Genomic DNA, 23771 nt, shown 5'->3' on the forward strand with positions numbered 1-23771 from the left:
ATCAATATCCAGTGACGGATCACCGTGGGATATAGGTCAGCGTAATAACGCCGTTCTTGAACCGATGCGTGTTCACAAGCTCCAGCTTGACCAGGGACGGGTCGACATCCTGGAAAGCGCGTTTGCCCTGGCCCACACGGGTGGGCACGATGGAGAGCTGATACTCGTCGACAAGCTTGTTGGCGAGCAACGTCTGGTCGAGATTGCTCACCCCATATTTCAATATGTCCCCGCCGGCCTGCTGCTTGATCCGAGCGATTTCGGCGGCGACATCACCCTCGATCAGCGACGCGTCCCAGCTCACGTCTTTGAGGCTGCGCGATGCGACAAGCTTCTTCAGCCCGTTCATGCGATCCATGTACTTGCTGCCCTTGACCTGCGGCCAGCGCTCCGAAAACATTTCATAGGTCACGCGACCGAGCAGGAAAAAATCCGCCTCGCCAGCCTTTTGGTAAGAATGCTCCCTGCCTTCTTCGTCGAAGAAAGGCGAAGCCCAGTCCATTGGTGCTTCGATGACGCCGTCCAGCGAAATGAAGCTGCCCACGATCAGTTTTCTCATTGCACGTCTCCGGTTGCGCCGCAGGCCTTCCCGTCATGATCGAGAACCGGCGAACGAACCGGTCCCTCGATCGTCACAAGGCCCGATAGCCAAGACGTTCCCGGTACGATTTTGGATACGTGCGTGAAGATCGTTTGAGCTAATAGAGCGGCTTGGCCATGTGCCGTGGCGTCGGCCACTCAGTTGTGATCCCGGGCTGCACCGGCCGCTCGAGATAGGTCGAGAGAACCACGTAGCTTCGCGTCGAGGTGACGCCGGGCGTTTCGTAGAGACGCGACAGCAGGCCTTCGAGCGCCCGAGTGTCCTCGGTACGGACCTTGATCAGCATGCATGTGTCGCCGGCTACCGAATGAATCTCCTCGACTTCCGGGTGCTCGGAAATCGCCATCAGTTCGGGGGTCTTTCCCCAGCCCTTGGTGTCGATGTGCACGAAAGCGAGCAACGGCTTGCGCACCGCCTTGGGATCGATGATTGCCGCGGTGTTGCGAATGGCGCCGCTGCGCCGAAGCCGCTTCACCCGTTCGTGCGCCGCCGGCGGCGACAGCCCGACGCGTTCGCCGAGCTCGGCATAGCTGATCGTGGCATCGTCGACCAGGACGCCTAATATTTTTCGGTCGGTTGCGTCGACATCGCGAGCAGCAGGCCTGTTCTGCGGAATGCCATCTGTTTCTTCATCCATAGTGAAATTCCTTATTGATACAGAATTTAATACGGCCACTATCGCTGTATGACGAACAGTGATCAAGCCGTAGCATTGACAGCAAGGCCGCCTATTCCGGCGTTTGCTTACCTGCTCACCGGATGCATTGCCGTGATCGGATCGAACTCGCTGGTTCTCGGTCCGATAGCACCGGCAGTGGCGGCGTCGTTTGGGACAAGCGTGCCGGCCGTCATGATTGCGTCCGCTGCGTTCGGCCTCGGAACATCGGCAAGCGCCTTGTTCCTGGCGCGCTATATCGACCGGCTTGGCGCTCGCCGCATGCTGCAAGGCGCGTTGCTGCTGCTGGCGATAGCGCTTCTCGCCAGCGCCGCCGCGCCGACGGTAACGGCGCTGGTTGCGGCCCAGCTTCTCGCCGGTATCGCCGCCGGCGTCGCCATGCCGGCAATCTACGCCAGTTCCGCGGCGATCGCGCCGCCTGGCCGCGAAAGCGGGACGATCGGCGTTGTGCTGACCGGATGGACCTTGAGCATGGTGGCCGGCGTCTCAATCTCGGCGGTGCTCGCCGACCTGCTGCATTGGCGCGCCGTTTTCGGGGCTGTCGCGGTCCTTGCGGCGCTCGCGTTGACCGGTCTTACCCTGACGTCGCTGAGCGATGTCAGGAAAAGCGGTCCGGCGCCAACGCCGCTCGGCGCATTGGCGGTGCCGGGCATAGTGCCGCTTCTGGTCGCCTGCGGCGCCTTCATGACCGCCTTCTACGGTGTCTATGGCTATCTTGGTGATCACCTTCACAATGGCTTGGGACGGCCGGTCAGCGCCAACGGCTTGGCAGCGCTTGCCTATGGCGCCGGCTTCGGCATGGCGGCACTTCTTGACGGCGTCATCGATCGGCTGGGTGCGCGACGCGTCATGCCGTTCGCCTATCTGCTGGTCGCAATCGTCTATGTCGCGCTTGCCGCATCGAGCGGCAGCTTCGGCTTGACCATCGCGATGGTGGCTGTCTGGGGCCTCGCCAATCACTTCGGGCTGAATGTCCTGGTGATGCGCCTCTCGGCGCTCGATCCGGCGAGGCGCGGCACGATCATGGGTTTGAACAGCGCGGTGACCTATCTCGCGGTGTTTGTCGGCACCACGGCCTTCGGACCGCTTTATTCCAGCTTTGGTTTTGCGGCATCGGCCGTGGTCGCAGCGTTGCTCATGCTGGTTGCCGCTTCGGCGGCGGCGTGGCATTCGCCGCGGTAGTCGCGGACTATCGCAAGTCGCCGGCTTGCGCCACGCGGCGGCAAAACTTGCGCGCCGCTCCCGTCCTTCGATAAATGCAAATGAAAGTGCCACAGCGTCCGGAACCGCGCTGTATACCGATATCCGGCTGTGAACCCGTCTGGACATGCGATGAACACGACGCTTGAAACCACCGCCGACCCTTCGCCGAAAGAGCTCGCTTTTCTTGGCGAACGGCTCAGCGCGTTCAACGACAGCGATGTCGGCGCGGCCAACAGAGAGGCGCTCGCCGTGTTCGTGCGCGACGAGCGCGGTGCGGTTGTCGCCGGCATCTCGGGATACACCGCCTGGGGCTGGCTCTATGTGCAATGGTTGTGGGTCGATGAGCGATTGCGCGGCCAGCGCGTGGCCGGCAGGATGCTGGACGCAGCCGAACAGGAAGCCGTCGCGCGCGGCTGTCATGGCGCCCTGATCGACACGTTCAATCCCAAGGCGGTTAAGGCCTATGAGCGCCACGGATATCGGCCTTTCGGCGTGCTTCCCGATTTTCCCGTCGGCCGCGACCGCGTCTTCCTGCAGAAGAAATTGTTGGCTTGATTAGCCGGCGAGGCGTCCGCCGCGCATCGGCTGTGGCACACCGGTGGTGGTCGGGAAGCTGATCGGCAGGCCCCTGAGCACGCGGACCGCAAGGAAGGCAAAGCACTCCGCCTCCACCGCGTCGCCTTTCCAGCCGAACGCCTCAGCCGGCACCGCTTCGACGCCGGCGCGGCTGGCAAGCATGGCCATGATCGTCGGGTTGTGGCGGCCGCCACCGCTGACCACCAGCCGCTTCGGCCGATGCGGCAGGAGGTCGAGCGCCTTGCCGACGGCAGCGGTGGTGAAGGCCGTCAGCAGCGCTGCGCCATCCTCAGCGTTCATTCCATCCGCCATGGCCGCGCCGAAATCGAACCGGTCCAGCGACTTTGGATAGGGTTTGGCCAGATAGGGATGCTGCAGGAGCTTGGCCAGCCGGGCTTCGTCGACGGTGCCGGTCCGCGCGAGCGCGCCGTCGCGGTCCATTTCGCCGAGCCCTTTCGACTTGATGAAATCGTTCAGCGGCGCGTTTGCCGGCCCGGTGTCGAAGGCGACGACATTGGCCTTGCCGTCCCACCAGGTGATGTTGGCAACGCCGCCGAGATTGAGCACGGCCGTGTCGCCGCTGCTACCGGCATCGCGTAGCAGCGCGGCGTGATAGGCGGCGGACAGCGGCGCGCCTTGCCCACCGGCGCGCATGTCGGCCGAGCGGAAATCATAGGCCACTTTGGTACCCAGAATGGCATGCATCAATTCGCCATCGCCGAGCTGGCGGGTCTGGCCGAGCCGGCCGACCTGCGGGGCGCGATGCAGCACGGTCTGGCCATGGAAGCCGACGACCCCGATATCGGCCATCGTCAGCCCGTAGCTTTCGACCAGGTTCTTGACCGCTGCGGACTGGGCGCGCGTCAGGGCTTCTTCGGCTTCGCGAAAGATCGCCGGCTCCGGTCCGGTGAAATTCCATGCCCTGGCTTGATCCAGCGTCTCCTCCAGCAGGGTCCGGATCGATCTGGGGTAGGGTGCGAGCGTGTAGGTGCCGAAATCCTCGATCCGCTCGCCGTCGGTCTTGATCAGCGCAACATCGATATTACCGTCCAGCACGGTGCCGGTCATCAGGCCGACGGCCCAGATTGGTTCCCCAGTTTTCGCAATCATGATTTGTTAGGCTCCGATGACGAGGTCGCCGACCGATTGGCGAAGAGCTGCGATTCCGTTGTTGAAATGATGTGTCGGATGGATCCGGCTGGTGGGCAAGGTCCATGCCTGCCTTGTCGAAGTCGATCCACAGCCCGGTATCCGCACGGCTTCACAACGCCTTTTCGCCGACTGCCTTTCGCAGAAAACCTCCGGCATTGCCAAGCGCCTTGCGCGCTTCTTCGACGCTCATGCCGGTCATCATCACCAGTATCGCCAGCTTCACGTCATTGCCGGTCTGGTCGAGCGCCTGTCGTGCTTGGCGTGCCCCGCAACCAGTCGTCTGCATCACGATCCGGGCCGCTCTGGCGAGGAGCTTTTTGTTGCTGGGGTTGAGATCTACCATCAGGTTTTGGTAGCTCTTGCCAATGCGGATCATGCTGGCGGTCGTCAGCATGTTGAGAACCAGTTTTTGGGCCGTCCCCGACTTCAGCCGGGTCGAGCCGGCGAGAACCTCAGGGCCGACAAGCGGAGAGATGGCGATGTCGGCAATGCCGGCGATGGTCGATCCGGGATTGCAGGAGAGCGCCACAGTTGTCGCCCCCACTTGCCTTGCATAGGTCAAGCCGCCGATCACATAAGGTGTGCGCCCGCTGGCAGCGATACCGACCACGACATCGTCGGCGGTCAGCTTGATCTCCTGCAATGCTCTCATGCCTTGTTTCGGATCGTCCTCGGCGCCTTCCGCGGCCCGCGCCAGCGCCTTGGAGCCACCAGCGATCAGGCCGAGAACCATATCCTCGCGCACGCCAAATGTCGGCGGACACTCCGAGGCGTCGAGGAGTCCCAGTCGGCCGCTCGTGCCGGCGCCCATATAGACAAGCCGCGCACCTTTTTGAAACGCAGTAACGATCCGGTCTACCGCCGCAGCAATTTCCGGGATGACCTTCTCGACGGCGACCGGAACGCCGCTGTCCTCGTCATTGATCCTGTGCAGAACCTCGATGGTCGGCAATAGGTCGATATCCATCGTCTTTGGGTTCCGCTCCTCGGAAACCAATCGCCCCAGCTTCGACATCAATTCTTGTTGGCCCATCCGCCTGCTTTCAAGTTCTTGCCGTCGGCCCTAAGTAATGTGATGCCGCGCCGAGTGCCAACCAGTGCCAGCTGGCTCGATTTCGTCTCGGCCATTCCGGTTTCAAATGGCGGACCGCGCCGTTGCATTTAGCTGGCCGGGCATCGGTGTTGGCCGCTCAGCCTCGGCCGCGGCTCAAGAAGCTGGACTCGCGCAGAGGGTGCGCTTTCGGAACTACCGGCCCAGAAGGTTGCGTTCGACTGTCTTGAGATGGGCAAGCATCGCTTGGTTGGCGCCTTCCGGGTCACGGTGCAGCAATGCGTCCAATATGGCCTGATGCTCGTTGCAATAGGTTTGCCGGCGCTCTTCCGAAAACGAACGTTTCTTCATTTCGAACCAGGGCGACTGGTTGCGGATCGTGCGCATGAGATTATGGATCTCTTTCAGGAAATCATTGCGGCAGCATGCAAAAACGCGGTGATGGAATTCGGCGTCCCAATGCTCGAAGTTCGGCATGTCCTCGGCCTCGCATGCAGTCTGGTGCGCTTCACGAACCGCGTTCAGCTCCGCCATGCTGGCGTTGGTCGCGGCGAAGGCCGCCGCAGCCGGTTCCAGCAACTGCCTGATCTCCATCATGTCGGCAGGGCTGGTGCCCTCCATCCGCGCGACTGTCGCTGCGATGGAGCCCGGATTGGTTGCGGTCAGGAAGGTGCCTCTTCCCACATGCCGGACAACCGTTCCGTCGTCCTCCAGGAAACCGACGGCGCGCCGTACCGTATTGCGAGCGACGCCGAACTCGACCGCCAAATCGCGCTCGGGTGGCATCCTGCCGTCTTCAAGCCATTCCCCGGATGAAATCCGCTTCTTGAGCATTGTGGCGATGTCGTTGGCAACGAGCTTGGGCATCCGGAAATGTTCTTATCTGATCCAATATTGAGCCAATAATATCAGCGTCTGCACCGTTGGTCTAGCGCCTGAACGTGTTAGAGGGCTTATACTGGCGGTTCTTGTCGGATTATCCACCAAACTCCTCTTGCAGCCTAAACCAATCAGCGATAGCGTGTAGTGAAAGAGCGGATATTGGCTCATAAAAGGTTCAGGGAGAGACGGGATGAGGGTCGCGACATTTTCGATCGCAGGTGAGCGTCGCGTCGGAATTGTCGACCTCGACAGTCAGTCGGTCGCCCCTTTCGATATCCCCGTCGAGCAGGCACAATTGGGAGTGCTGGCGCTATTGCGGCGGAACGGGGCCGGGATGCCGCGGACGCTTTCGCCGCTGCCGCTCGCGCAGGTCGAACTCGAGGCGCCAATCCCGCTTCCTGCCCGCAATATTTTCTGCGTTGGCAAGAACTATTACGAACATGCGCACGAATTCGCGCGCAGCGGCTTCGATTCGAGCGCCGGTTCAGGCGCCATTCCACAGCACCCGATCATTTTCTCGAAAGTCCCGGAATCGGTCGTGGCAACGCATTCGAGCGTGCTGATCGACCCTTCCGTGTCGACGGCGATCGACTATGAGGCGGAACTGGCCGTCATCATCGGCAAAGGCGGGCGCGGCATTTCGAAGGCGGACGCTTACGATCACGTCTGGGGCTACACGATCGTCAACGACGTCACCGCGCGCGATCTGCAAGGCAAATACAGCCAGTGGCTGATCGGCAAGTCGCAGGATACCTTTTGCCCGATGGGGCCGTGGGCGATCACCAAGGACGAGTTCGATCTGGAAAACGCTTCGGTGCGCTGTTTCGTTAACGATGATCTTCGCCAGAACTCCAAAATATCGCTGCTCATCTTCGATATTCCGACGATCATCTCGACGCTGTCGCAAGGCATCACCCTGAAGCCGGGCGACATCATCGCCACCGGCACGCCGGTTGGCGTCGGCATCGGCTTCGATCCGCCGAAATATCTCAAGGCCGGCGATCTTGTCCGGGTCGAGATCGACGGCATCGGCACGCTGGAGAACCGGATCGTGGAGCGGGTCCAATGACGACTGTCACCGTCGGCCAGATTGTTGCTGAAGTCACCGGCGAGGGTCACCCGGTCGTCATGATCCACGGCCTCGGCGGGACATCGAACATGTTCCAACCGCAGATGGAGACGCTCTCGGCCTACCGTGTCATCCGGCTCGATCTGCCGGGTTCCGGGCGCTCGGCAAGGCCGCTTGAGCCGCTGACGATCGAGATCATGAGCGAAGCCGTCATTCGCGCCATGGCAGGCATGGGCGTGACGCGAGCCCATTTCGTCGGCCATTCCATGAGCACGATCGTGTGTCAGCAGATTGCGGTAACGCAGCCGGCGCTGGTGAGTTCGCTGGCGCTGTTCGGTGCATTGGCCGAGCCGGTCGAGGCGACGCGGCAAGGCCTTGGCAACCGGGCACGGCTGGCACGTTCGGGCGGTATGGCCGACATTGCCGACCAGATCGTCGCCAATGCGCTATCGGCGCATACCAGGGAAACGTCGCCCGCAGCCGTCGCCTTCGTGCGCGAATCCGTCACCAGGCAGGATCCGGAATGCTACGCCCGCACCTGCGAAGCCCTGGCCAAGGCGACGGCCGTCGATGCCAGGCGGATTTCGGCGCCGACCTTGCTGGTCACCGGCGATGCCGACACGGTCAACCCGATGAGCGTCGGCCAGGCGCTTGCCGACAGGATCAAGGGGGCCATATTCTCGTCTCTCGATCGGTGCGGACATTGGGCGACGGTGGAGTGCCCCCGCGAAAGCAGCCAGAAGCTCGCCGATTTTTTGAGACGCGTTGATAGGTGAGGATCGGAATTCGGGCGTAAAAAAGTGCGCTCGACAGTTTGGGAGGTTTTCTGATGGCAGACGACGGCTGGAACGGCAACGGTTCGGGCAACACGCTCTTTACCAATGTGCGTGTGCTCGATGCGACCGGGGAGTATCCATACACCGGCGAAGTGCTGGTCCAGGGCAACCGCATCAAGCAGATCACCAAGGGCTCGTCGCGCTTTGGCTCCTCCTCTGCATCGTCGTCCTATGCTGGCGCGCCTGCAGGTGTCACGACAATCGACGGCATGGGCGCGACGCTTATGCCCGGCATGATCGACGCGCATCTGCATTTGTCCTGGAACAACGCACCGGGCATCGACCCGATCCAGATGATGGAGGTCGAAGAGCACATGCTGGTCACCATGGAGATGGCCAAGCTGGTGCTCGATGCCGGCTTCACGGCGGGCAGGGGGGCGGCAGCCGCCAAGCCCCGCCTCGACGTCGTTGCCAAGAAGTTCATCAACCAGGGTCGCTTCCCGGGCCCGCGTTACCTCGCGGCGGGGCCGGAAATCACCACCGTCGGCGGCCTCGGCGATTCCGCGCCTTCGCACATCCCGCATGAAGGCCTCAACCTAGGCATCGTCGTCTCGGGTCCCGAAGAGATCCGCCGCACGGTGCGCCAGCTGATCAAATACGGCGTCGATTCGATCAAGCTCAATCTGTCCGGCGAGAGCATCACCGGCATGGGCGCCGAAGAGACACCGATGTCGGAGGAAGAGGTTGCCATGGCCGCCTCCGAGGCACGCTGCCGCAACAAGGTGCTGTCGGCCCATGCGCGTTCGTCCGGCTCGGTCAAACAATGCATCCGCCACGGCATCCAGAACATCTACCACGCCTCGTTTGCCGACGAAGAATCGCTCGACATGCTCGAGGCGGCGAAGGACAAGCATTTCGTCGCACCCGGCATTGCCTGGCTGATCAACACCGCGCGCCATGCCGAGCAGTGGGGCATCAAGCCCGGATCGCCGCTGTCGCTCGAATATGAGCGCGAGCTCGAAATGTGCGTCGACACGATGAAGAAGATGCACCGGCGCGGCATCCGCGTCTGCATTGGCGGCGACTATGGTTTTGCCTGGACACCGCAAGGCACCAACGCCAAGGACATCCAGACCTTCGTCGAGATGCTCGGCTTCTCGCCGATGGAAGCGATCCAGGCCGGGACCAAATACGGCGGGCAGATCATGGGCATGGGTGATGAACTCGGCATGATCAAGGAAGGCTATCTCGCCGACCTCCTGCTGATAGACGGCGATCCGATTGCCGACGTGCGCATCCTGCAGGACAAGAATCGCATCCTCGCCATCATGAAGGACGGCAAGTTCCACAAGGCACCGCGCTTGAATGAGCAGCGCCGCCGGCTGACGGCATGAGCATCCTCGACCAGCCATCATCGTCCTCCTCGTCGATGGCGGGTGGCGGCATGACGCGCCGGCAGGCATGGGGCCTTTTCTGGCTCCTTGCCGCCGGGCTCGTCGCATGGCTGGTCTTCGCCGTCTGGCCGGCTTGGCTGAACGCCATCCTGATCTCGAAGAAGGCTTTCGTCAGCGCGATCCTCAACGGGGTCACACTGGCCGGCCTCTATTTCCTGGTTGCCAGCGGCTTTACGCTGATCTTCGGGCTGATGCGCAATGTCAATCTTGCGCATGGCTCGCTTTATCTGCTCGGCGCCTATATCGGCTACGAAGTGGCGAACCGCACCGGCTACTGGCTGCTGGGTGTCGCCGCCGGCTTCATCGTTTTGGCGGCGGTCGGCGTCGTCATGCAGATTTTTGTCTTCCGTCGCCTGGAAGGCGACGACCTGCGCCAAACGCTGGTCAGCATCGGCATTTCGATCGTCGCCGCCGACCTGATGCTGGCCGTCTGGGCCGGCGGCACCTATCAGATCGCGGTGCCGGAATGGCTCGGCGGTGCACTGACGCTCCCGGTGATCACCGCGGTGCGATCGAACGGCGCATCGGTTTTTCTCACCTATCCGCTCTACCGCCTTGTCGTGCTGGCGGCGGCGATCGTCATCGGAGTCGGTCTCTGGCTGATGCTGAACAAGACGCGTGTCGGCATGATGATCCGCGCCGGCGTCGATGATCGCGCCATGCTGTCGGCCTCCGGCGTCAACGTGCATGCAGTGTTTGCCATCGTCTTTGCCGTCGGCGCTGGACTTGCCGGCTTTGCCGGCGTCGTCGGCGGCTCGGCGCTCTCGGTCGCGCCCGGTGAAGATATCCGCTATTTGCTTGCTTCGCTTGTCGTCGTCATCGTCGGCGGCATGGGCTCGATATCAGGCGCCGCCATTGGCGCACTGCTGATCGGCCTCGCCGAGCAGATTGGCCTCGTCTATTTCCCGACTTACGGCATCGTGCTCACCTTCGTCATCATGGTGGTGGCGCTGGCGGTCCGGCCGCAAGGCATCATGGGGAAAGCGCGATGAGCCTGACCCTTGCTGCGGATGCCAGAGCGCCCCAACAGACATGGCTGGAAAAACTCGGCCCGGGCCACATTATCCTAGCCGTCGCCCTGGTCCTCTATCCGCTGGTGGCATCGGATTTCTTCCTGACGCAGATCGGCGGCTATTCGCTTATCTTCGGCATGCTCGCTTTGTCGCTGATGATGCTGGCGGGTTATGGCGGCATGGTCAGCTTGGCGCAGATCACCGTCGCCGGCATCGCCGCCTATGCCATCGCCATCCTCGGCAACAACAATTCGAACGTGCTCGGCTTCGGCTGGCCGTGGTGGCTGGCGGCGCCTTTCGCTGTAATGGCGGCCGCGGTGGCATCGGCGCTGATCGGCTGGATCTCGGTGCGCACCGAAGGCATCTACACCATCATGATCACGCTGGCGATCGCCACCGCCACCTACTATTTCGCCCAGCAGAACTACGCGATCTTCAATGGCCATTCCGGATATGCCGGCATCCACGCTCCCTCGTTCTGGGGCATCAACTGGCGCGATCCGAAAGCCTTCTATTACCTCTGTCTCGGTTTTGCGGTCCTGTCCTATGCGGCCATATTCTACGGCTCCCGCTCCACCTTCGGCTTGACCTTGCAGGCGATCCGCGACAACCCGCGGCGGATGCGCGCGCTAGGCTATGACGTCACCGCGCACAAAGTCTTCGCCTGGTTCCTCGCTGGCATCATTGCCGGTCTGGCCGGTGTGCTCCTGGTCTGGTTCAACGGCCGCGTTTCGCCCGGCACCATCGGCGTGGACGCCGCGATCGATGTGCTGATCATCGCCGTCATCGGCGGTTTGCGGCATCCGATCGGCCCTTTCTTCGGCGCGCTCGTCGTAGTCCTGATGCAGACCTTCGCCATCGACATCGTCGGAGCCGAGCGTTTCAACACGCTGATCGGCCTTGTCTTCCTGGTGATCGTCTTCGTCTCGCCAGACGGAATTCTTGGGTTGTGGGGGAGGATCAAACCGCATCTTGCCCAGGAGTCCTTGCGTCCCGGCCCCTAGTCGCCGGGATGGAATGAACCACTGCGAAAACGTCAATCAAAGGGAGGAAAACATGAGGATACATCGACGCACACTGCTTGCGCTGGCGCTGGCGACTGGGCTGGTCGCTCCGTCGCTTTCGCTTGCTGCCGACGACACGATCAAGATCGGCCTGCTCGCCACCTTCGAGGGCCCATTCACGGTACTCGGCGAAGATGGAGAGCGTGGCGCGAAGACGGCGCTCGACGAGGTCAACGGCATGGTCGCCGGCAAAAAGGTCGAGATCGTCAAAGGATCGTCCGACGCCTCTCCGGACAGCGCCGTGCGCGCAGCGCGCAAGCTGGTCGAGCAGGACGGCGTCAAGGTGCTGGTCGGTCCGCTTTCGGGCGATGAGGGTCTGGCCGTCAAGGACTATGCCAAGACCCAGCCGACCGTGACATTCCTCAATGGCGCCTCGGCAGCCCAGGACACGACATTCCGCAATCCGGCGGACAACTTCTTCCGCTTCGGAACGGACGGCGCCCAGTGGATGGCGGGCCTAGGCACCTATGCCTTCACCGACAAGGGTTACAAGCGGGTCGCCACCGTCGCCGAGGATTATTCCTTCCCGTACACGCAGGTCTTCGGCTTCATGGCCGAGTTCTGCAAGGCCGGCGGCCAGGTGCCGTCCAAGTCCTGGGTGCCGATCGGCAACAAAGACTACTCCTCCGTCATCGCCGCCATTCCCGACGATGTCGACGCCATCTATGTCGCACTCGGCGGCGCCGATGCCGTGAATTTCCTGACGCAATACCAGCAGTCCGGCGGCTCGGCACCCTTGATCGGTGGCTCCATCACCGTCGACCAGACCGTGCTGACCTCGAAGGGCAAGTTGCGTGACGTCCTGATCGGCACGCCGGCCGCCGGACCGACTGCCGATACCAACGACTCCCCGTCGTGGACGAAATTCGTCGAGCAGTACAAGAAACAGCCCGGCGCCTTCCCCTCGCCCTCGCTCTTCGCCCATGCCTATTACATCAACATGAAAGCCGCGCTGCTTGGCCTCGACAAGGTCGGGGGCGACGTGTCCGATGGCGGCGCAAAACTGCGAGATGCGCTTTCGACGCTTTCGTTCGAGACGCCGACCGGCAAGGTTTCGCTCGACAAGAACCGCAACGCGATTGCCGACATCTATCTGACCGAGGTCACCGAAGGTTCGGATGGCAATCTCATGAACAAGCTGATCAAGGTTGTTCCGCAGGTCAACCAGACCCTCGGAATATCGGAGGCGGATTTCACTGCGCTTGGCGCCGTCAGCCGTGACAATCCGAACTGCCCGTAACCGGACGTAACGCGGGAGCGATCGCCAGTGGCCGAGAACGACATGGCAGCCCGTCTGCAGGGAACCGGTGCCTATGCACTGGAACTGGACGGCGTTGCGCGTCATTTCGGTGCTCTGGTGGCGCTCTCGGGCATCAATATGAGGATCGCGGCCGGCGAGCGGCGCGCGGTCCTCGGCTCCAACGGCGCCGGCAAGACCACACTGTTCAATGCCGTGACCGGCGACTTTCTGCCGACCGCCGGCCGCATCCGCTTCTTCGGCGAAGATATCACCGACCTGCCGCCGCATGAACGCATCCGGCGTGGCCTGAGGCGCACCTATCAGATCTCGCAACTGTTCAAGGGCCTGTCGGTCCTCGATTCCATTTTCCTGGCATGCCGGGGCGTATCGCGCCGACGGTTTTCGTTGCTTCGACCAAAGGCAACCGACGTCAACAGGGTACAGGCGGAATCGATCCTGCATGCCGTGCATCTGGAAGCTTGGCGCGACGCGCTGGTGGCAACGCTCAGCCACGGCCAGCAACGGCAGTTGGAGATCGCATTGGCGCTGGCCGGTGCGCCGCGTTTCATCCTCTTCGACGAACCGGCGGCAGGGCTGTCGCCGACCGAGCGCCGCGATCTGGTGGCGATCCTCAATGGGCTGCCGAAGCATATCGGCTATGTTATCATCGAACACGATCTCGACGTTGCGCTGCGTGTCTCGGAGTATGTTTCGATGATGCACAATGGCCGCTTGTTCAAGGAGGGCACGCCGCAAGAGATCGAAGCCGATCCGGAGGTCCAGGAAATCTATCTCGGAGGCAAGCATGGCTGAACGCCGCGTTCCTGCCGGCCCCATGTCTCCGTCCGGCCCAACGCCTCCGTCTGGGAAGGCGGTCCTCAGAATAGAGGATCTGCAAGTCTATTACGGCGAGAGCCATGCGCTGCAGGGCGTGTCACTGACGCTGGACAGCGGCGTGCTGTCGGTCGTCGGCCGCAACGGCATGGGCAAGACGACGCTCTGCAACACCATCACAGGCTTGAAGCGCGCGCGCTCCGGGTCGATCCGGGTCAACGGCCGCGAGATTTCCTCACTCGAACCGCATGAGATTCACCGGCTCGGAGTTGGCTATGTGCCGCAGGGCCGCCGCGTCTGGCCAAGCCTGACGGTCGACGAGCATCTGCGCCTCGCGGCCGGCAACCGGCGTGATGCGAATTGGACGGTCGAGCGCGTCTATCACATTTTTCCGCGCCTCGCCGAACGCCGGACCAATGGCGGTTCGCAGCTCTCGGGCGGCGAACAGCAGATGCTGGCGATCTCGCGCGCACTGCTGAGCGACCCCAAGCTGCTGGTCATGGACGAGCCGACCGAGGGCCTCGCACCTGTCATCGTCGGGCAAGTCGAGCGTATGCTGGTGACGCTGGCCGAGGAAGGCGAGATGGCGATCCTCGTCATCGAACAGAATATCGGAGTCGCCACCGCTGTGTCCGATCGCGTCGCCATCATGGTCAACGGGCGCATCAACCGGGTCATGGATGCCGCAGCACTTGCCGCCGACCGTGAACTGCAGCAGCGACTGCTCGGTGTCGGCCGCCATTCAGACGAGTCCGCTATGACGCCAGCGGCAGCGGCACAGGCGCAACAACAGCTGGCCGAAGTCTATCGCATCGATCGTGGTGCTTTGCAGGACGCTGCTCCGCAGGACGGTATCTACCGCCCGGTGACCGAACTGCCGAACCGCTGGAATGTGCCGGTGACGGCGATGCGGCAAGCGGCGGTCGAGAAGGCAGCGCCGCAGGACGAGCTGAAAAAGGTCTTCGCCATTCCCTTCGCCGAACGTATCGGCAGGACCGTTCTGGTCGCCGGCACTTTCGACACCAAGGCCAAGGAACTGCGCTTCGTCGCCGACCGCCTGAAATCGCTAGGTGTGCCGGTGCGCACCGTCGACCTGTCGACGTCGGGAAAGCCGTCGAGCGCCGATGTTCCCGCTATGCAGGTCGCCGGCATGCATGCGCTGGGGTCGTCGGCCGTTTTCACCAATGATCGCGGCGGCTCGGTGAGCGCCATGGCCGAAGCCTTTGCGCGCTGGATCGAGCGCGAGCCGCGCATCGGCGGGGTTATTTCGGCGGGCGGTTCCGGCGGCACTACGCTGGCCACGGCTGGCATGCGCAGGCTACCCGTCGGTATACCTAAGCTGATGGTCTCGACGGTCGCCGCCGGCGACGTCGCCAAATATGTCGGCGGCGCCGACATCATGATGTTCCATTCGGTGGCAGACGTTCAGGGGTTGAACTCGATCACCGAACAGGTGCTTTCCAACGCCGCGCATGCAATGGCGGGTATGGTCGCGCAGCTTCCCAATGCCGAGGCGTGGGAGGCCAAACGCAAGCTGGCGCGTCCGGCCGTCGGCATCACCATGTTCGGCGTCACCACGCCGGCAGTGCAGGCGGTGACCAAGCGTCTTGAAGCGGACTATGACTGTCTTGTCTTCCATGCCACCGGAATTGGTGGGCGCGCCATGGAAAATCTCGGTGACTCCCGGCATCTCTCAGCCTTCCTCGACCTGACCACGACCGAAGTCGCGGACATGATTGTCGGCGGCGTGTTCCCGGCGACCGACGACCGCTTTGGCGCGGCGATCCGTACCGGCTTGCCCTATGTCGGCTCGACCGGGGCGCTGGACATGGTCAATTTCGGCCCGCGCGACACGGTGCCGGAGAAATTCAGAAGCCGTAACTTCGTCATCCACAATCCGAACATCACGCTGATGCGGACCACGCGCGACGAGAACCGTGCCTTCGGCGAATGGATCGGCGCCCGCCTCAACGCAATGAATGGCCCGGTCCGGTTCCTGCTGCCGGAGGACGGCGTGTCGATGCTCGACGCCCCAGGCCAGCCGTTTCACGATCCGGAGGCCGACAATGCGCTGTTCGAGGCGATCGAAAAGACCGTCCGCCAGACGCCGCTGCGCCATGTCGAGCGCGTCCGGTCGAATATCAACGACCCGTCTTTCGTCGACGCAGCCATCAACGCGTTCCAGGCGATCACGCCGAAATTGCAGAGGCGGGCGTGATGGTTTTCGAGTTGGCGGATTATGGAATTGATGCCGGTCGCCGATGGCTGACCGCATCCTGTTTGGGAGGGTAGAAAGAATGGCCGCGCAGACCTTTGGCGCTTTCCTTTTGTGGCTGATCATTGCCGCGATCGTCGTGGTGATCGCCGTCTATGTTCTCAGATGGCTTTATCGCCGCTCGACCAAGGAGACGGCGTTCGTGCGCACCGGCTTCATGGGCGAGAAGGTGGTGGTCAATGGCGGCGCCTTCGTCATTCCGGTGCTGCACGAAATCACCCCGGTCAACATGAATGTCTTGCGTATCGAGGTGCGCCGCGAAGATGGTTTTGCGCTGATCACCAAAAACCGGATGCGCGTCGATCTGGTCGCCGAGTTCTTTGTCCGTGTCGGGGCGAGCCGCGAGCTGGTTGCCGCAGCCGCTCAGACGCTCGGCCGCCGTACGCTGCAGCCCGACAGTCTGCGCGAACTGCTTGAAGGCAAGTTTGCCGGCGCCATGCGCACGGTCGCGGCCCAGATGACGCTCGAGGAGATGCACGAACTGCGCGGCGACTACGCCGCCAAGGTCCGCCAGCTCGCCTCGGAATCGCTCGCCGCCAACGGGCTCGAACTGGAGAGCGTCGCCATCGTCGACCTCGACCAGACCAGCCTCGAATATTTCGACCCCTCCAACGCCTTCGACGCCGAAGGCCTGACCCAGCTCACCGAATCGATCGAGACGCGGCGCAGGATGCGCAACGAGATCGAGCAGCGCACGCTGGTCGATATCCGCAACCAGAACCTCGACACCCAGCGCAAGGTGCTGGAGATCGACCGCGACACCGAATATGCCCGCCTCGAACAGGAGCGCGAAGTCGAGATACGCCGCGCCTCGCAGCGTTCCGAACTCGCCATCGAGCGCGCACTGCGCGACCAGGAGTCGGAGCAGGCGCAGCTTTCTTCGCGCGAAGCGGTCGAGAAATCGCGCCTCAACCAGGAGCGCAACATCACCGAGGAGCGCATCAAAAACGAAGAAGACACCCAGCGCCGCGAGATTGCCCGGCGCCGTGCGCTCGATGAGACGGAAATGAAAATGCGCGAACTGACCGAGCGCGAGCAGATAGCGCTCGAGCTTGCGCTGGAGAAGGCGCGCATCGAGCGTGAAGGCACGCAGAGCCAACTGGAGATCGAGCGCAAGAAGGGGCTCGAAATCGCCGAGCTCGAACGCCAGATCGCCTTGGCGGAAAAAGCGCTCGAGGTCACCAGGGCCGAAGCGGAAAAGCGACGCGCCGAAATTGTCGAGAACCAGACGATCGAAACGGCCCGTATCGATCAGGAGCGCGCCATCGATGAAGTGAGGATTGCGCGGGAACGTCACCTCGAAGCGCTGCAGATCGCCAAGCGCCAGGCTTTCGAGGAAGCCGAGATATCGGCCAGCGAAGAGGTCGAGCGCGCCCGCATCACCACCGAGCGCGGCATCGAGGAAGCCCGGCTGATCAAGGACCGTGACCTGCGCCAGCTTGGTGTCGACCGCGACCAGAAGATCGAGATCGCCGAGATCCAGAAGGCCATCGACATCGCCAAGAAGACGCAGGAGCGGTCTTCGGCGATCGCTGCTTCGGAAGCGGTCCGCGCCAAGGCCATCCAGGCCGAGGAACAGGCCTTCACCGCCCGCGAACGCGAGATCGCCGAACGCCGCAAATTGACCGACCTGATCGGCGCCGCCCGTGAGGCAGAGCGCGAGGCCCTGCGCATAACCGCGGCGGCCGATGCCGAGATGAAGGCTGCCAAAAGCCTCGCCGAAGCGCAGAAGATCGCCGCCGTCGCCTCGGCCGAATCCGAAAAGATTCACGCCCTTGCCGCGGCCCAGCGCTACGAGGTCGACGCCGCCGGTCACCGCCAGCTCAACGAGGCCGAAAACCTGCTCTCCGATGAGGCTCGCGCCGGCCGTCTGCGCGGCAAATTGCTCGACCATATGGAAGGCATCATCCGCGAAAGCGTCAAGCCGATGGAGAAGATCGACGGCATCAAGATCCTGCATGTCGATGGCATCAATGGCGGGCCCGGAGGCAACCGCAACGTCACCGACGAAGTGATCGATTCGGCGCTGCGCTATCGGGTACAGGCGCCGATGATCGACAATCTCATGAAGGAGATAGGCATCGAGGGCGGTTCGCTCGGGCGGATGACCGATGTGCTGCGTGACGCCAAGGACATTTCGAGCCTGACCCGCGACAAGAAAGGCAAGGGCAAGATCAGCAAGGACGACGATGACGATCGCGACCGCTGACTTGATCGTGCAGTCCATGCGGTGCGCAAGCGAATCGGAATGTCTCGGCCGCTTGTGTCACGCTGGCGGCTGCCCGGCATGACCAAGGTCTATGTTTCCTCGGTCATTCCTGCGCCGGCGGCAGAGGTCTGGAAGGTCATTCGCGATTTCAACGCGCTGCCAAGTTGGACGCCGTTCGTCACCGAAAGCCGCATCGAGCAAAATGCGCATCCCGACCAGATCGGCTGTATCAGAAATTTCGTGCTCAGGGATGGCGGGCGGATTCGCGAAAGATTGCTGGCGCTGTCCGACTATGACCTGTCCTGCAGCTACGCGATCCTGGAAAGCCCGATGGCGGTGGAAAATTACATCTCAACGCTGTCGCTGACGCCGATCACCGACGGCAATTTGACCTTGGCCGAGTGGCAGGCTGAGTTCGACTGTGCCCCCGAACGCGAGGCAACGCTGACGCACCAGATTGGCACCGGCGCATTCCAGGCTGCGCTCAGCGCACTCAAGCAGCGCTTCGGGCGCTGACGCCTGCGCTATGGTTCAAGTCCGCCAGAGCACGATCATCGATGCGCCGATCGAGGACGTCTGGTCGATCCTGCGCGACTTCAACGGTCATGAGCGCTGGCATCCGGCCATCGCGTTCAGCGAGATCGATGGGGGCGAGCCGGTCGATGCGGTGGGGTCGGTGCGTCATTTCCGGCTGGCCGACGGCGGCGAATTGCGCGAGCAGCTTCTGGCGCTGTCCGATAAGGACTTTCGGCTGAGCTATTGCCTGCTCGAAGCACCGCTGCCGCTGATGGGCTATGTCGCATCGATCCGGCTGAAGCCGGTGACCGACGGCAACGCCACTTTCTGGGAGTGGCGGTCCGAGTTCCATCCACCCGCGCATCGTCGCGACGAGTTGGTCAGGCTCGTCACCGAGGGCATCTACCAGGCCGGTTTTGAGGCTATTCGCAGCCTTTTGCGTCGAAAGCCGAAAACCGCACCTTTCCATGCGAGAGCGCCGGTGGTCGCACCGACACCATCGGCAGCCCTGCCGCGGATCGCTCCGACAATATCTTCAGGGGCCATGTCTTCCGGAGCCACGAGTTCGGGTCAGATCGAGAGGACCAGTCAGATCGAGAGGACCAGGGCGATCCTCGTCGAAAAATATGGCGGGCCGGAGGTGCTGCAACTGAAAGACATCGCTTTGCCTCCGCCCACACCGAGCGAGGTGCAAATCCGTCACAGGGCGATCGGCGTCAATTTCATCGACGTCTATTGCCGCACCGGCTATTTCGACCTTTTGCAGCCGCCTGATGTGCCCGGCATGGAGGCTGCCGGCGTCATTGAAGCGATTGGTTCGGAGGTTTTGGGCTTTTCAGCCGGCGATCGCGTCGCCTATGCCTGCCCGCCGGTCGGCGCCTATGCCGAGCGGCGCAACATGGCGCCCGATCTGCTGGTCCGGCTCTCGGACGACGTTTCGGACGAGACCGCGGCAGCGAGCCTGCTCAAAGGCATCAGCGCGAGTTTCCTGCTGCACGACGTCCATGCCGTGCAGCCAGGCTCCGTCGTTCTCATTCACGCCGCCGCCGGCGGTATCGGCCAGCTTCTGGTGCAGTGGGCCCGCCATTTGGGGGCAACGGTCATTGCCACGGTATCGAGCGACGATAAGGCGCGGATCGCCGAACGTCTTGGTGCGCATCACGTCATCGTTTATTCGCGCGAGAATTTCGCCGAGGCCGTCATGCGCCTGACCGGCGGCGCTGGCGCCGATGTCGCCTACGATGCGGTCGGCAACGACACGTTCGGCGGTTCACTGGCGGCACTCGGCATTCGCGGCCATCTCGTCAGTTTCGGCCAAGCCTCCGGACCGGTCGGCAACTGGGATATCGGCCGCTTTGCATCGAAGTCGATCACCATATCGCGTCCCAATTACGCCCATTATACCGACACTCCGGCAAAGCTTTCGCCGCACGTCGACCGTTTCTTCGCAGCGCTACGGCAAGGCGTCGTCAGGATCGAGCCCCCCAGACGCTATAGCCTGAGCAATGCCGGCGAGGCCCACCGCGACCTCGAATCCAGGCAGACAACGGGCGCATTGGTGCTGGTGCCGTAGCCACCGCTCTGCTCTCAGTACACCCGCTAGACCGGCATCAATGTGCCTCCCACGCTAACAAATGTTGACAAAGTCATCTGTTGTCTTTCATATCGGAAGGCCTCCAATCGAACAGGCCGGTGAAGTGATGGACGACCTTGGAGCACAGGAACAAGCGGTTCTGGATCTCATCGCGGCGAACCCGTTCGCCGGCCAGCAGGACATAGCAACCGCGCTAGGCATCGCCCGCTCGACCGTCGCGGCCCACATCATGCAGCTCGTCAACAAGGGCTACATTCTCGGCCGCGGCTATGTGCTGCCGGCCTCCAAGCGCATGATCTGCATCGGCGGCGCGGTTCTGGACCGCAAGTATCACGCCAAGAAGGATCTGATCTTCGAGACGTCAAACCCGGTCGACGGCTACCGCAGCTTCGGCGGCGTCGCCCGCAACGTCGCCGAGAACCTTGTCCGCCTCGGCGTCGACGTCAGTTTCGTCTCGATTGTCGGCGACGATGAAACCGGCCGCTCGCTGGTGCGGCATCTGCGTGACCTCGGCGCCGATGTCAGCCAGGTCATCACCACCACGGAACGACCAACGGCCGAATATGCGGCCATCCTCGATCCCAACAACGATCTCGTGCTCGGCATTGCCGACATGGAGATCTTCGACCTGTTTTCGCCATCCTATCTCGACCGCTTCTGGCCGCATCTCGCTTCGGCAACCTGGGTGTTCATCGACTGCAACCTGCCGGCCGCGACGATCGAAGCGCTGATGTCACGCAAACAGGGCGCGCGCTTCAGGCTCGCCGTCGACACGGTCTCGTCGCCGAAATCCGCACGCTTGCCGAAGGACCTGACCGGCATCGACCTGTTGTTCACCAATCACGACGAGGCCAACGCGATGCTTGCCATCACCGACGCCGACAAGCGGCTGAAGCCGAAGGAAGCCGCGGCGGCGCTGCGCGCGGCAGGTGCTGCCGAGGTCATCGTGACCATGGGCGCGCATGGATTTGCGGTGGCGACCGAAAGCGGCTTGGCGACGATGCGTTCCGTCCCGGCCCGCGCGGTCGACATCACCGGCGCCGGCGACGCGATGATTGCCGGCACCATGTACAAGGTGCTTTCGGGCGATCCTGTGCTCGACGCAGCACGCACAGGGGCGCTGCTCGCCACGCTGACCACCGAGAGCGAATCCAGCGTCCATCCCGATCTGTCGCCGCGCTTCCTCACCGCCGGCATGTACCGCATTCCCGCCTAAAACGAGACGACCGAAAGCGAGACCATGAAACCTTCTTCCCTTATCCACCTGAACGACGAGGTTGCGGCAGCGCTTCGAGAAGGCCGCGCGGTGGTGGCGCTGGAATCAACGATCATCACCCATGGCATGCCTTATCCTGCCAATCTGGAGACCGCGCGCGGCGTTGAAACCGTGGTCCGCGAGAACGGCGCCGTGCCCGCCACGATCGCGGTGGTCGCCGGCAAGATCAAAGTCGGACTTGACGACCGTGAGCTGGAACGGCTTGCCGCGGCGAAGGACGTGGTCAAGGCATCGGGGCGCGACCTCGCCGCCATCATGGTGCGCGGCGGTTCGGCCGGAACCACGGTGTCGGCGACGATGCGGATCGCAGCCCTTGCTGGTATCGGCATTTTCGCCACCGGCGGAGTCGGCGGCGTGCATCGCGGCGCCGAAGCCACTTTCGACATCTCGGCCGACCTGACCGAACTCGGCCAGACCGGCACGACTGTCGTCTGCGCCGGTGTGAAATCGATCCTCGATATCGCCAAGACGCTGGAGTATCTGGAGACCCAGCGCGTGCCGGTGATTGCCTTTCAAAGCGACGATTTTCCGGCTTTCTACACACGATCGAGCGGCCTCAAGGCCGATCATCGCCTCGACACGCCAGAAGAGATTGCACGCGCCATGCTGCTGCACGAGCAGATGGGCTCGGGCACCGGCATCCTCGTCGCCAATCCGATTCCGCAGGCGGATGCGCTTGATCCCGCCTTCATCGACGGCACGATCGCGGCGGCGGTGGCGGAAGCTGACAAACGCGGCATCGGCCGCAAGGAACTGACGCCGTTCCTGCTCGCCCGCATCAACGAACTATCGCAAGGCCGCAGCCTGAAGGCCAACATCGCGCTGGTCCGCAACAACGCCGCACTCGCCGCCCGCATCGCCGTGGCGCATACGCAGTTAAGGGCATGAAATAGAGATGCTATCGGCCTTCGATTTCAGCCCGGTGAAAGATCGAAGACCCGCCCGGCATTGAGGATATTGTTCGGGTCGAACACCGCTTTCAAGCGCCGCATGGCCGCGATCTCGGCATCGCTGCGCGCCAGATGCAGCCATTCCTTCTTGTCGAGGCCGATGCCATGCTCGGCCGAGACGCCGCCGCCAGCCGCGGCGACGCCACGATAGACGATGCCGTGTGTGGCGGCCGGATCCACGGTGCGCACCTGATAGTGCAGATTGCCATCGCCAAGATGGCCGAAGACGTAGATGTCGGCGCTGGGGTCGACAGCCCTGATCGCGGCTTCTGCTTCTTGCAGGAAAGCCCCCATTCTTGCCAGCGGGATGCTGATGTCGACGCCGATCAGGCCTTTCATTGAAAACAGGAAGCGGTTGGCATCCTCGCGCACCGCCCACAGCGCACGGAACTCGCGCGGCGACTGCGAGACGACCACGTCGTCGACCATGCCGTCCTCGACCGCCTGCATCAGAACAGCAGCAAATCGGTCGCCGTCGCGCTCGGGCTCGCTGCCCTGGATCTCGGCCAGCACATAGACGGGTGACCCCACGGGCAGCGGCGCCGGTGCATCCATCCCAGCGACCATGGCGCCGTAGAGCGGCGCGAAATTCACCTCATAGGCCGACAGCAACGGCCCGAGCTTCTGCCTGAGCAGCGCAAGCAGCGCTATTGCCGCATCGAGCGACGCAAGCGCGCAGAAGGCATTGACCTCGGTGGCCGGCTTCGGGTGTAGCCGCAGGCAGGCGCGCGTGACGACGCCAAGCGTGCCTTCGCTGCCGATGAAGAACTGGTTGAGGTCATAGCCGGAATTGTCCTTGGGCAGGCCCTTGAGTGAGGTCAGGATGCTGCCGTCGGCAAGCACCGCTTCCAGGCCGAGCACCTGCGCCCGATACATGCCGTAGCGCAGCACGCGGATGCCCCCGGCATTGGTGGCGACATTGCCGCCGACCGTGGCCGTGCCGCGCGCACCGATGTCGACGCCGAACAGCAAGCCAGCCGCGTCTGCTACTTCCTGCACCATCTGCAGCGGCGCGCCGGCCTCGGCGATGATCGTCGCGGCCTCTCGGTCGACAGCCTCGATCGCAGTCATGCGCTCCAGCGACAGCACCGCCTCGCCGGGCTGAATTCGCGCCGCACCCGCAAGTCCGGTCCGCCCTCCCTGGATCACGAGTCTCTGCCCTACCTCGTTGCACAGGCGCAGAATGTCCGACACCTCGCCGGCAGTACGCGGACGCAGCACGAACTCCGGCGGCGCGCCGGCTTTGCCGTCGGGATCTTCCCGGTAACGTGGTCCGGCCTCGTCGGCTAAAACAATCGCTGACCTGTCCAGCCGCTTTTCCAGCCGCGACAGGAGTTCGGCAATCCTCTTGGACATGGCG

General features: G+C 62.9%; 21 protein-coding genes. 15 read left to right on the forward strand and 6 right to left on the reverse strand.

Annotation, left to right across the window (positions count from 1 at the left end; all coding sequences use genetic code 11):
* Positions 1-19 precede the first annotated feature (19 nt).
* Positions 20-559, reverse strand: coding sequence for a dihydrofolate reductase family protein (locus AC0L26_RS02595; RefSeq protein ID WP_473631113.1), 540 nt, complete (start codon positions 557-559; stop codon positions 20-22).
* Positions 560-698: 139 nt separating this feature from the next.
* Positions 699-1238: an Lrp/AsnC family transcriptional regulator gene (locus AC0L26_RS02600; protein ID WP_473631114.1), complete on the reverse strand. Its 540-nt coding sequence runs from the start codon at positions 1236-1238 to the stop codon at positions 699-701.
* Between the two features lie 48 nt (positions 1239-1286).
* On the opposite strand from AC0L26_RS02600, the gene AC0L26_RS02605 reads away from it, so the two are divergent.
* Both AC0L26_RS02605 and AC0L26_RS02610 read left to right on the forward strand, forming a co-directional pair.
* Positions 1287-2459: an MFS transporter gene (locus AC0L26_RS02605; RefSeq protein ID WP_473631115.1), complete on the forward strand. Its 1173-nt coding sequence runs from the start codon at positions 1287-1289 to the stop codon at positions 2457-2459.
* A 150-nt stretch (positions 2460-2609) separates the two neighbouring features.
* Positions 2610-3035: a GNAT family N-acetyltransferase gene (locus AC0L26_RS02610; protein WP_473631116.1), complete on the forward strand. Its 426-nt coding sequence runs from the start codon at positions 2610-2612 to the stop codon at positions 3033-3035.
* On the opposite strand, the gene AC0L26_RS02615 is transcribed toward AC0L26_RS02610, so the two are convergent.
* From AC0L26_RS02615 to AC0L26_RS02625, 3 genes are all read right to left on the reverse strand, one after another.
* On the reverse strand, positions 3036-4166 hold the full coding sequence (locus AC0L26_RS02615) for an anhydro-N-acetylmuramic acid kinase (protein WP_473631117.1): 1131 nt from the start codon (positions 4164-4166) through the stop codon (positions 3036-3038).
* Positions 4167-4317: 151 nt separating this feature from the next.
* Complete coding sequence (gene murQ / locus AC0L26_RS02620; protein ID WP_473631118.1) at positions 4318-5241, reverse strand: N-acetylmuramic acid 6-phosphate etherase; 924 nt, start codon at positions 5239-5241, stop codon at positions 4318-4320.
* A 213-nt stretch (positions 5242-5454) separates the two neighbouring features.
* The gene (locus tag AC0L26_RS02625) at positions 5455-6126 is read right to left on the reverse strand and encodes a FadR/GntR family transcriptional regulator (protein WP_473631119.1); all 672 of its coding nucleotides are present in this window, start codon (positions 6124-6126) and stop codon (positions 5455-5457) included.
* Positions 6127-6331: 205 nt separating this feature from the next.
* Between AC0L26_RS02625 and AC0L26_RS02630 the strand changes: the two genes are divergently transcribed.
* The 13 genes from AC0L26_RS02630 to AC0L26_RS02690 all read left to right on the forward strand — a co-directional run bounded on the left by AC0L26_RS02630 (position 6332) and on the right by AC0L26_RS02690 (position 22349).
* A complete protein-coding gene (locus AC0L26_RS02630; RefSeq protein ID WP_352936003.1) occupies positions 6332-7210 on the forward strand; it encodes a fumarylacetoacetate hydrolase family protein in 879 nt (292 codons plus the stop codon).
* Positions 7207-7986: an alpha/beta fold hydrolase gene (locus tag AC0L26_RS02635; protein ID WP_473631120.1), complete on the forward strand. Its 780-nt coding sequence runs from the start codon at positions 7207-7209 to the stop codon at positions 7984-7986. Before AC0L26_RS02630 ends, AC0L26_RS02635 begins: the two co-directional genes overlap by 4 nt.
* A gap of 53 nt (positions 7987-8039) precedes the next feature.
* On the forward strand, positions 8040-9380 hold the full coding sequence (locus AC0L26_RS02640; protein ID WP_473631121.1) for a metal-dependent hydrolase family protein: 1341 nt from the start codon (positions 8040-8042) through the stop codon (positions 9378-9380).
* Positions 9377-10432: a branched-chain amino acid ABC transporter permease gene (locus tag AC0L26_RS02645; RefSeq protein WP_473631122.1), complete on the forward strand. Its 1056-nt coding sequence runs from the start codon at positions 9377-9379 to the stop codon at positions 10430-10432. The genes AC0L26_RS02640 and AC0L26_RS02645 overlap by 4 nt, the downstream gene beginning before the upstream one ends.
* Positions 10429-11457, forward strand: coding sequence for a branched-chain amino acid ABC transporter permease (locus AC0L26_RS02650; RefSeq protein ID WP_473631123.1), 1029 nt, complete (start codon positions 10429-10431; stop codon positions 11455-11457). Before AC0L26_RS02645 ends, AC0L26_RS02650 begins: the two co-directional genes overlap by 4 nt.
* 52 nt (positions 11458-11509) lie before the next feature.
* The gene (locus tag AC0L26_RS02655) at positions 11510-12757 is read left to right on the forward strand and encodes an ABC transporter substrate-binding protein (protein WP_473631124.1); all 1248 of its coding nucleotides are present in this window, start codon (positions 11510-11512) and stop codon (positions 12755-12757) included.
* Positions 12758-12799: 42 nt separating this feature from the next.
* Positions 12800-13570 (forward strand): ABC transporter ATP-binding protein, encoded by a 771-nt coding sequence (locus AC0L26_RS02660; RefSeq protein ID WP_352936160.1) that lies wholly within the window; start codon positions 12800-12802, stop codon positions 13568-13570.
* Positions 13571-13592: 22 nt separating this feature from the next.
* Complete coding sequence (locus AC0L26_RS02665; protein ID WP_473631524.1) at positions 13593-15809, forward strand: Tm-1-like ATP-binding domain-containing protein; 2217 nt, start codon at positions 13593-13595, stop codon at positions 15807-15809.
* 79 nt (positions 15810-15888) lie between these two features.
* Positions 15889-18075, forward strand: coding sequence for a flotillin domain-containing protein (locus tag AC0L26_RS02670; protein WP_473631125.1), 2187 nt, complete (start codon positions 15889-15891; stop codon positions 18073-18075).
* A gap of 78 nt (positions 18076-18153) precedes the next feature.
* Positions 18154-18591, forward strand: coding sequence for an SRPBCC family protein (locus AC0L26_RS02675; protein ID WP_473631525.1), 438 nt, complete (start codon positions 18154-18156; stop codon positions 18589-18591).
* A 10-nt stretch (positions 18592-18601) separates the two neighbouring features.
* Complete coding sequence (locus AC0L26_RS02680; RefSeq protein ID WP_473631126.1) at positions 18602-20164, forward strand: zinc-binding dehydrogenase; 1563 nt, start codon at positions 18602-18604, stop codon at positions 20162-20164.
* A 127-nt stretch (positions 20165-20291) separates the two neighbouring features.
* Positions 20292-21401, forward strand: a complete 1110-nt coding sequence (locus tag AC0L26_RS02685; RefSeq protein WP_473631127.1) for a carbohydrate kinase — start codon at positions 20292-20294, stop codon at positions 21399-21401.
* Between the two features lie 24 nt (positions 21402-21425).
* Positions 21426-22349 carry a pseudouridine-5'-phosphate glycosidase gene (locus AC0L26_RS02690; protein ID WP_473631128.1) on the forward strand — a complete coding sequence of 308 codons (924 nt, stop codon included), beginning with the start codon at positions 21426-21428 and terminating at the stop codon, positions 22347-22349.
* A gap of 26 nt (positions 22350-22375) precedes the next feature.
* On the opposite strand, the gene AC0L26_RS02695 is transcribed toward AC0L26_RS02690, so the two are convergent.
* Positions 22376-23767: an FAD-binding oxidoreductase gene (locus AC0L26_RS02695; protein WP_473631129.1), complete on the reverse strand. Its 1392-nt coding sequence runs from the start codon at positions 23765-23767 to the stop codon at positions 22376-22378.
* Positions 23768-23771 lie beyond the last annotated feature (4 nt).

This window comes from Mesorhizobium sp. WSM4823 (assembly GCF_055811195.1).

Excerpts from the sequence above, each read along its gene's own strand:
- AC0L26_RS02595 (WP_473631113.1), bottom strand. The coding sequence starts at position 559 with ATGAGAAAACTGATCGTGGGCAGCTTCATTTCGCTGGACGGCGTCATC.
- AC0L26_RS02600 (WP_473631114.1), bottom strand. The coding sequence starts at position 1,238 with ATGGATGAAGAAACAGATGGCATTCCGCAGAACAGGCCTGCTGCTCGC.
- AC0L26_RS02605 (WP_473631115.1), top strand. The coding sequence starts at position 1,287 with ATGACGAACAGTGATCAAGCCGTAGCATTGACAGCAAGGCCGCCTATT.
- AC0L26_RS02610 (WP_473631116.1), top strand. The coding sequence starts at position 2,610 with ATGAACACGACGCTTGAAACCACCGCCGACCCTTCGCCGAAAGAGCTC.
- AC0L26_RS02615 (WP_473631117.1), bottom strand. The coding sequence starts at position 4,166 with ATGATTGCGAAAACTGGGGAACCAATCTGGGCCGTCGGCCTGATGACC.
- murQ (WP_473631118.1), bottom strand. The coding sequence starts at position 5,241 with ATGGGCCAACAAGAATTGATGTCGAAGCTGGGGCGATTGGTTTCCGAG.
- AC0L26_RS02625 (WP_473631119.1), bottom strand. The coding sequence starts at position 6,126 with ATGCCCAAGCTCGTTGCCAACGACATCGCCACAATGCTCAAGAAGCGG.
- AC0L26_RS02630 (WP_352936003.1), top strand. The coding sequence starts at position 6,332 with ATGAGGGTCGCGACATTTTCGATCGCAGGTGAGCGTCGCGTCGGAATT.
- AC0L26_RS02635 (WP_473631120.1), top strand. The coding sequence starts at position 7,207 with ATGACGACTGTCACCGTCGGCCAGATTGTTGCTGAAGTCACCGGCGAG.
- AC0L26_RS02640 (WP_473631121.1), top strand. The coding sequence starts at position 8,040 with ATGGCAGACGACGGCTGGAACGGCAACGGTTCGGGCAACACGCTCTTT.
- AC0L26_RS02645 (WP_473631122.1), top strand. The coding sequence starts at position 9,377 with ATGAGCATCCTCGACCAGCCATCATCGTCCTCCTCGTCGATGGCGGGT.
- AC0L26_RS02650 (WP_473631123.1), top strand. The coding sequence starts at position 10,429 with ATGAGCCTGACCCTTGCTGCGGATGCCAGAGCGCCCCAACAGACATGG.
- AC0L26_RS02655 (WP_473631124.1), top strand. The coding sequence starts at position 11,510 with ATGAGGATACATCGACGCACACTGCTTGCGCTGGCGCTGGCGACTGGG.
- AC0L26_RS02660 (WP_352936160.1), top strand. The coding sequence starts at position 12,800 with ATGGCAGCCCGTCTGCAGGGAACCGGTGCCTATGCACTGGAACTGGAC.
- AC0L26_RS02665 (WP_473631524.1), top strand. The coding sequence starts at position 13,593 with ATGTCTCCGTCCGGCCCAACGCCTCCGTCTGGGAAGGCGGTCCTCAGA.
- AC0L26_RS02670 (WP_473631125.1), top strand. The coding sequence starts at position 15,889 with ATGGCCGCGCAGACCTTTGGCGCTTTCCTTTTGTGGCTGATCATTGCC.
- AC0L26_RS02675 (WP_473631525.1), top strand. The coding sequence starts at position 18,154 with ATGACCAAGGTCTATGTTTCCTCGGTCATTCCTGCGCCGGCGGCAGAG.
- AC0L26_RS02680 (WP_473631126.1), top strand. The coding sequence starts at position 18,602 with ATGGTTCAAGTCCGCCAGAGCACGATCATCGATGCGCCGATCGAGGAC.
- AC0L26_RS02685 (WP_473631127.1), top strand. The coding sequence starts at position 20,292 with ATGGACGACCTTGGAGCACAGGAACAAGCGGTTCTGGATCTCATCGCG.
- AC0L26_RS02690 (WP_473631128.1), top strand. The coding sequence starts at position 21,426 with ATGAAACCTTCTTCCCTTATCCACCTGAACGACGAGGTTGCGGCAGCG.
- AC0L26_RS02695 (WP_473631129.1), bottom strand. The coding sequence starts at position 23,767 with ATGTCCAAGAGGATTGCCGAACTCCTGTCGCGGCTGGAAAAGCGGCTG.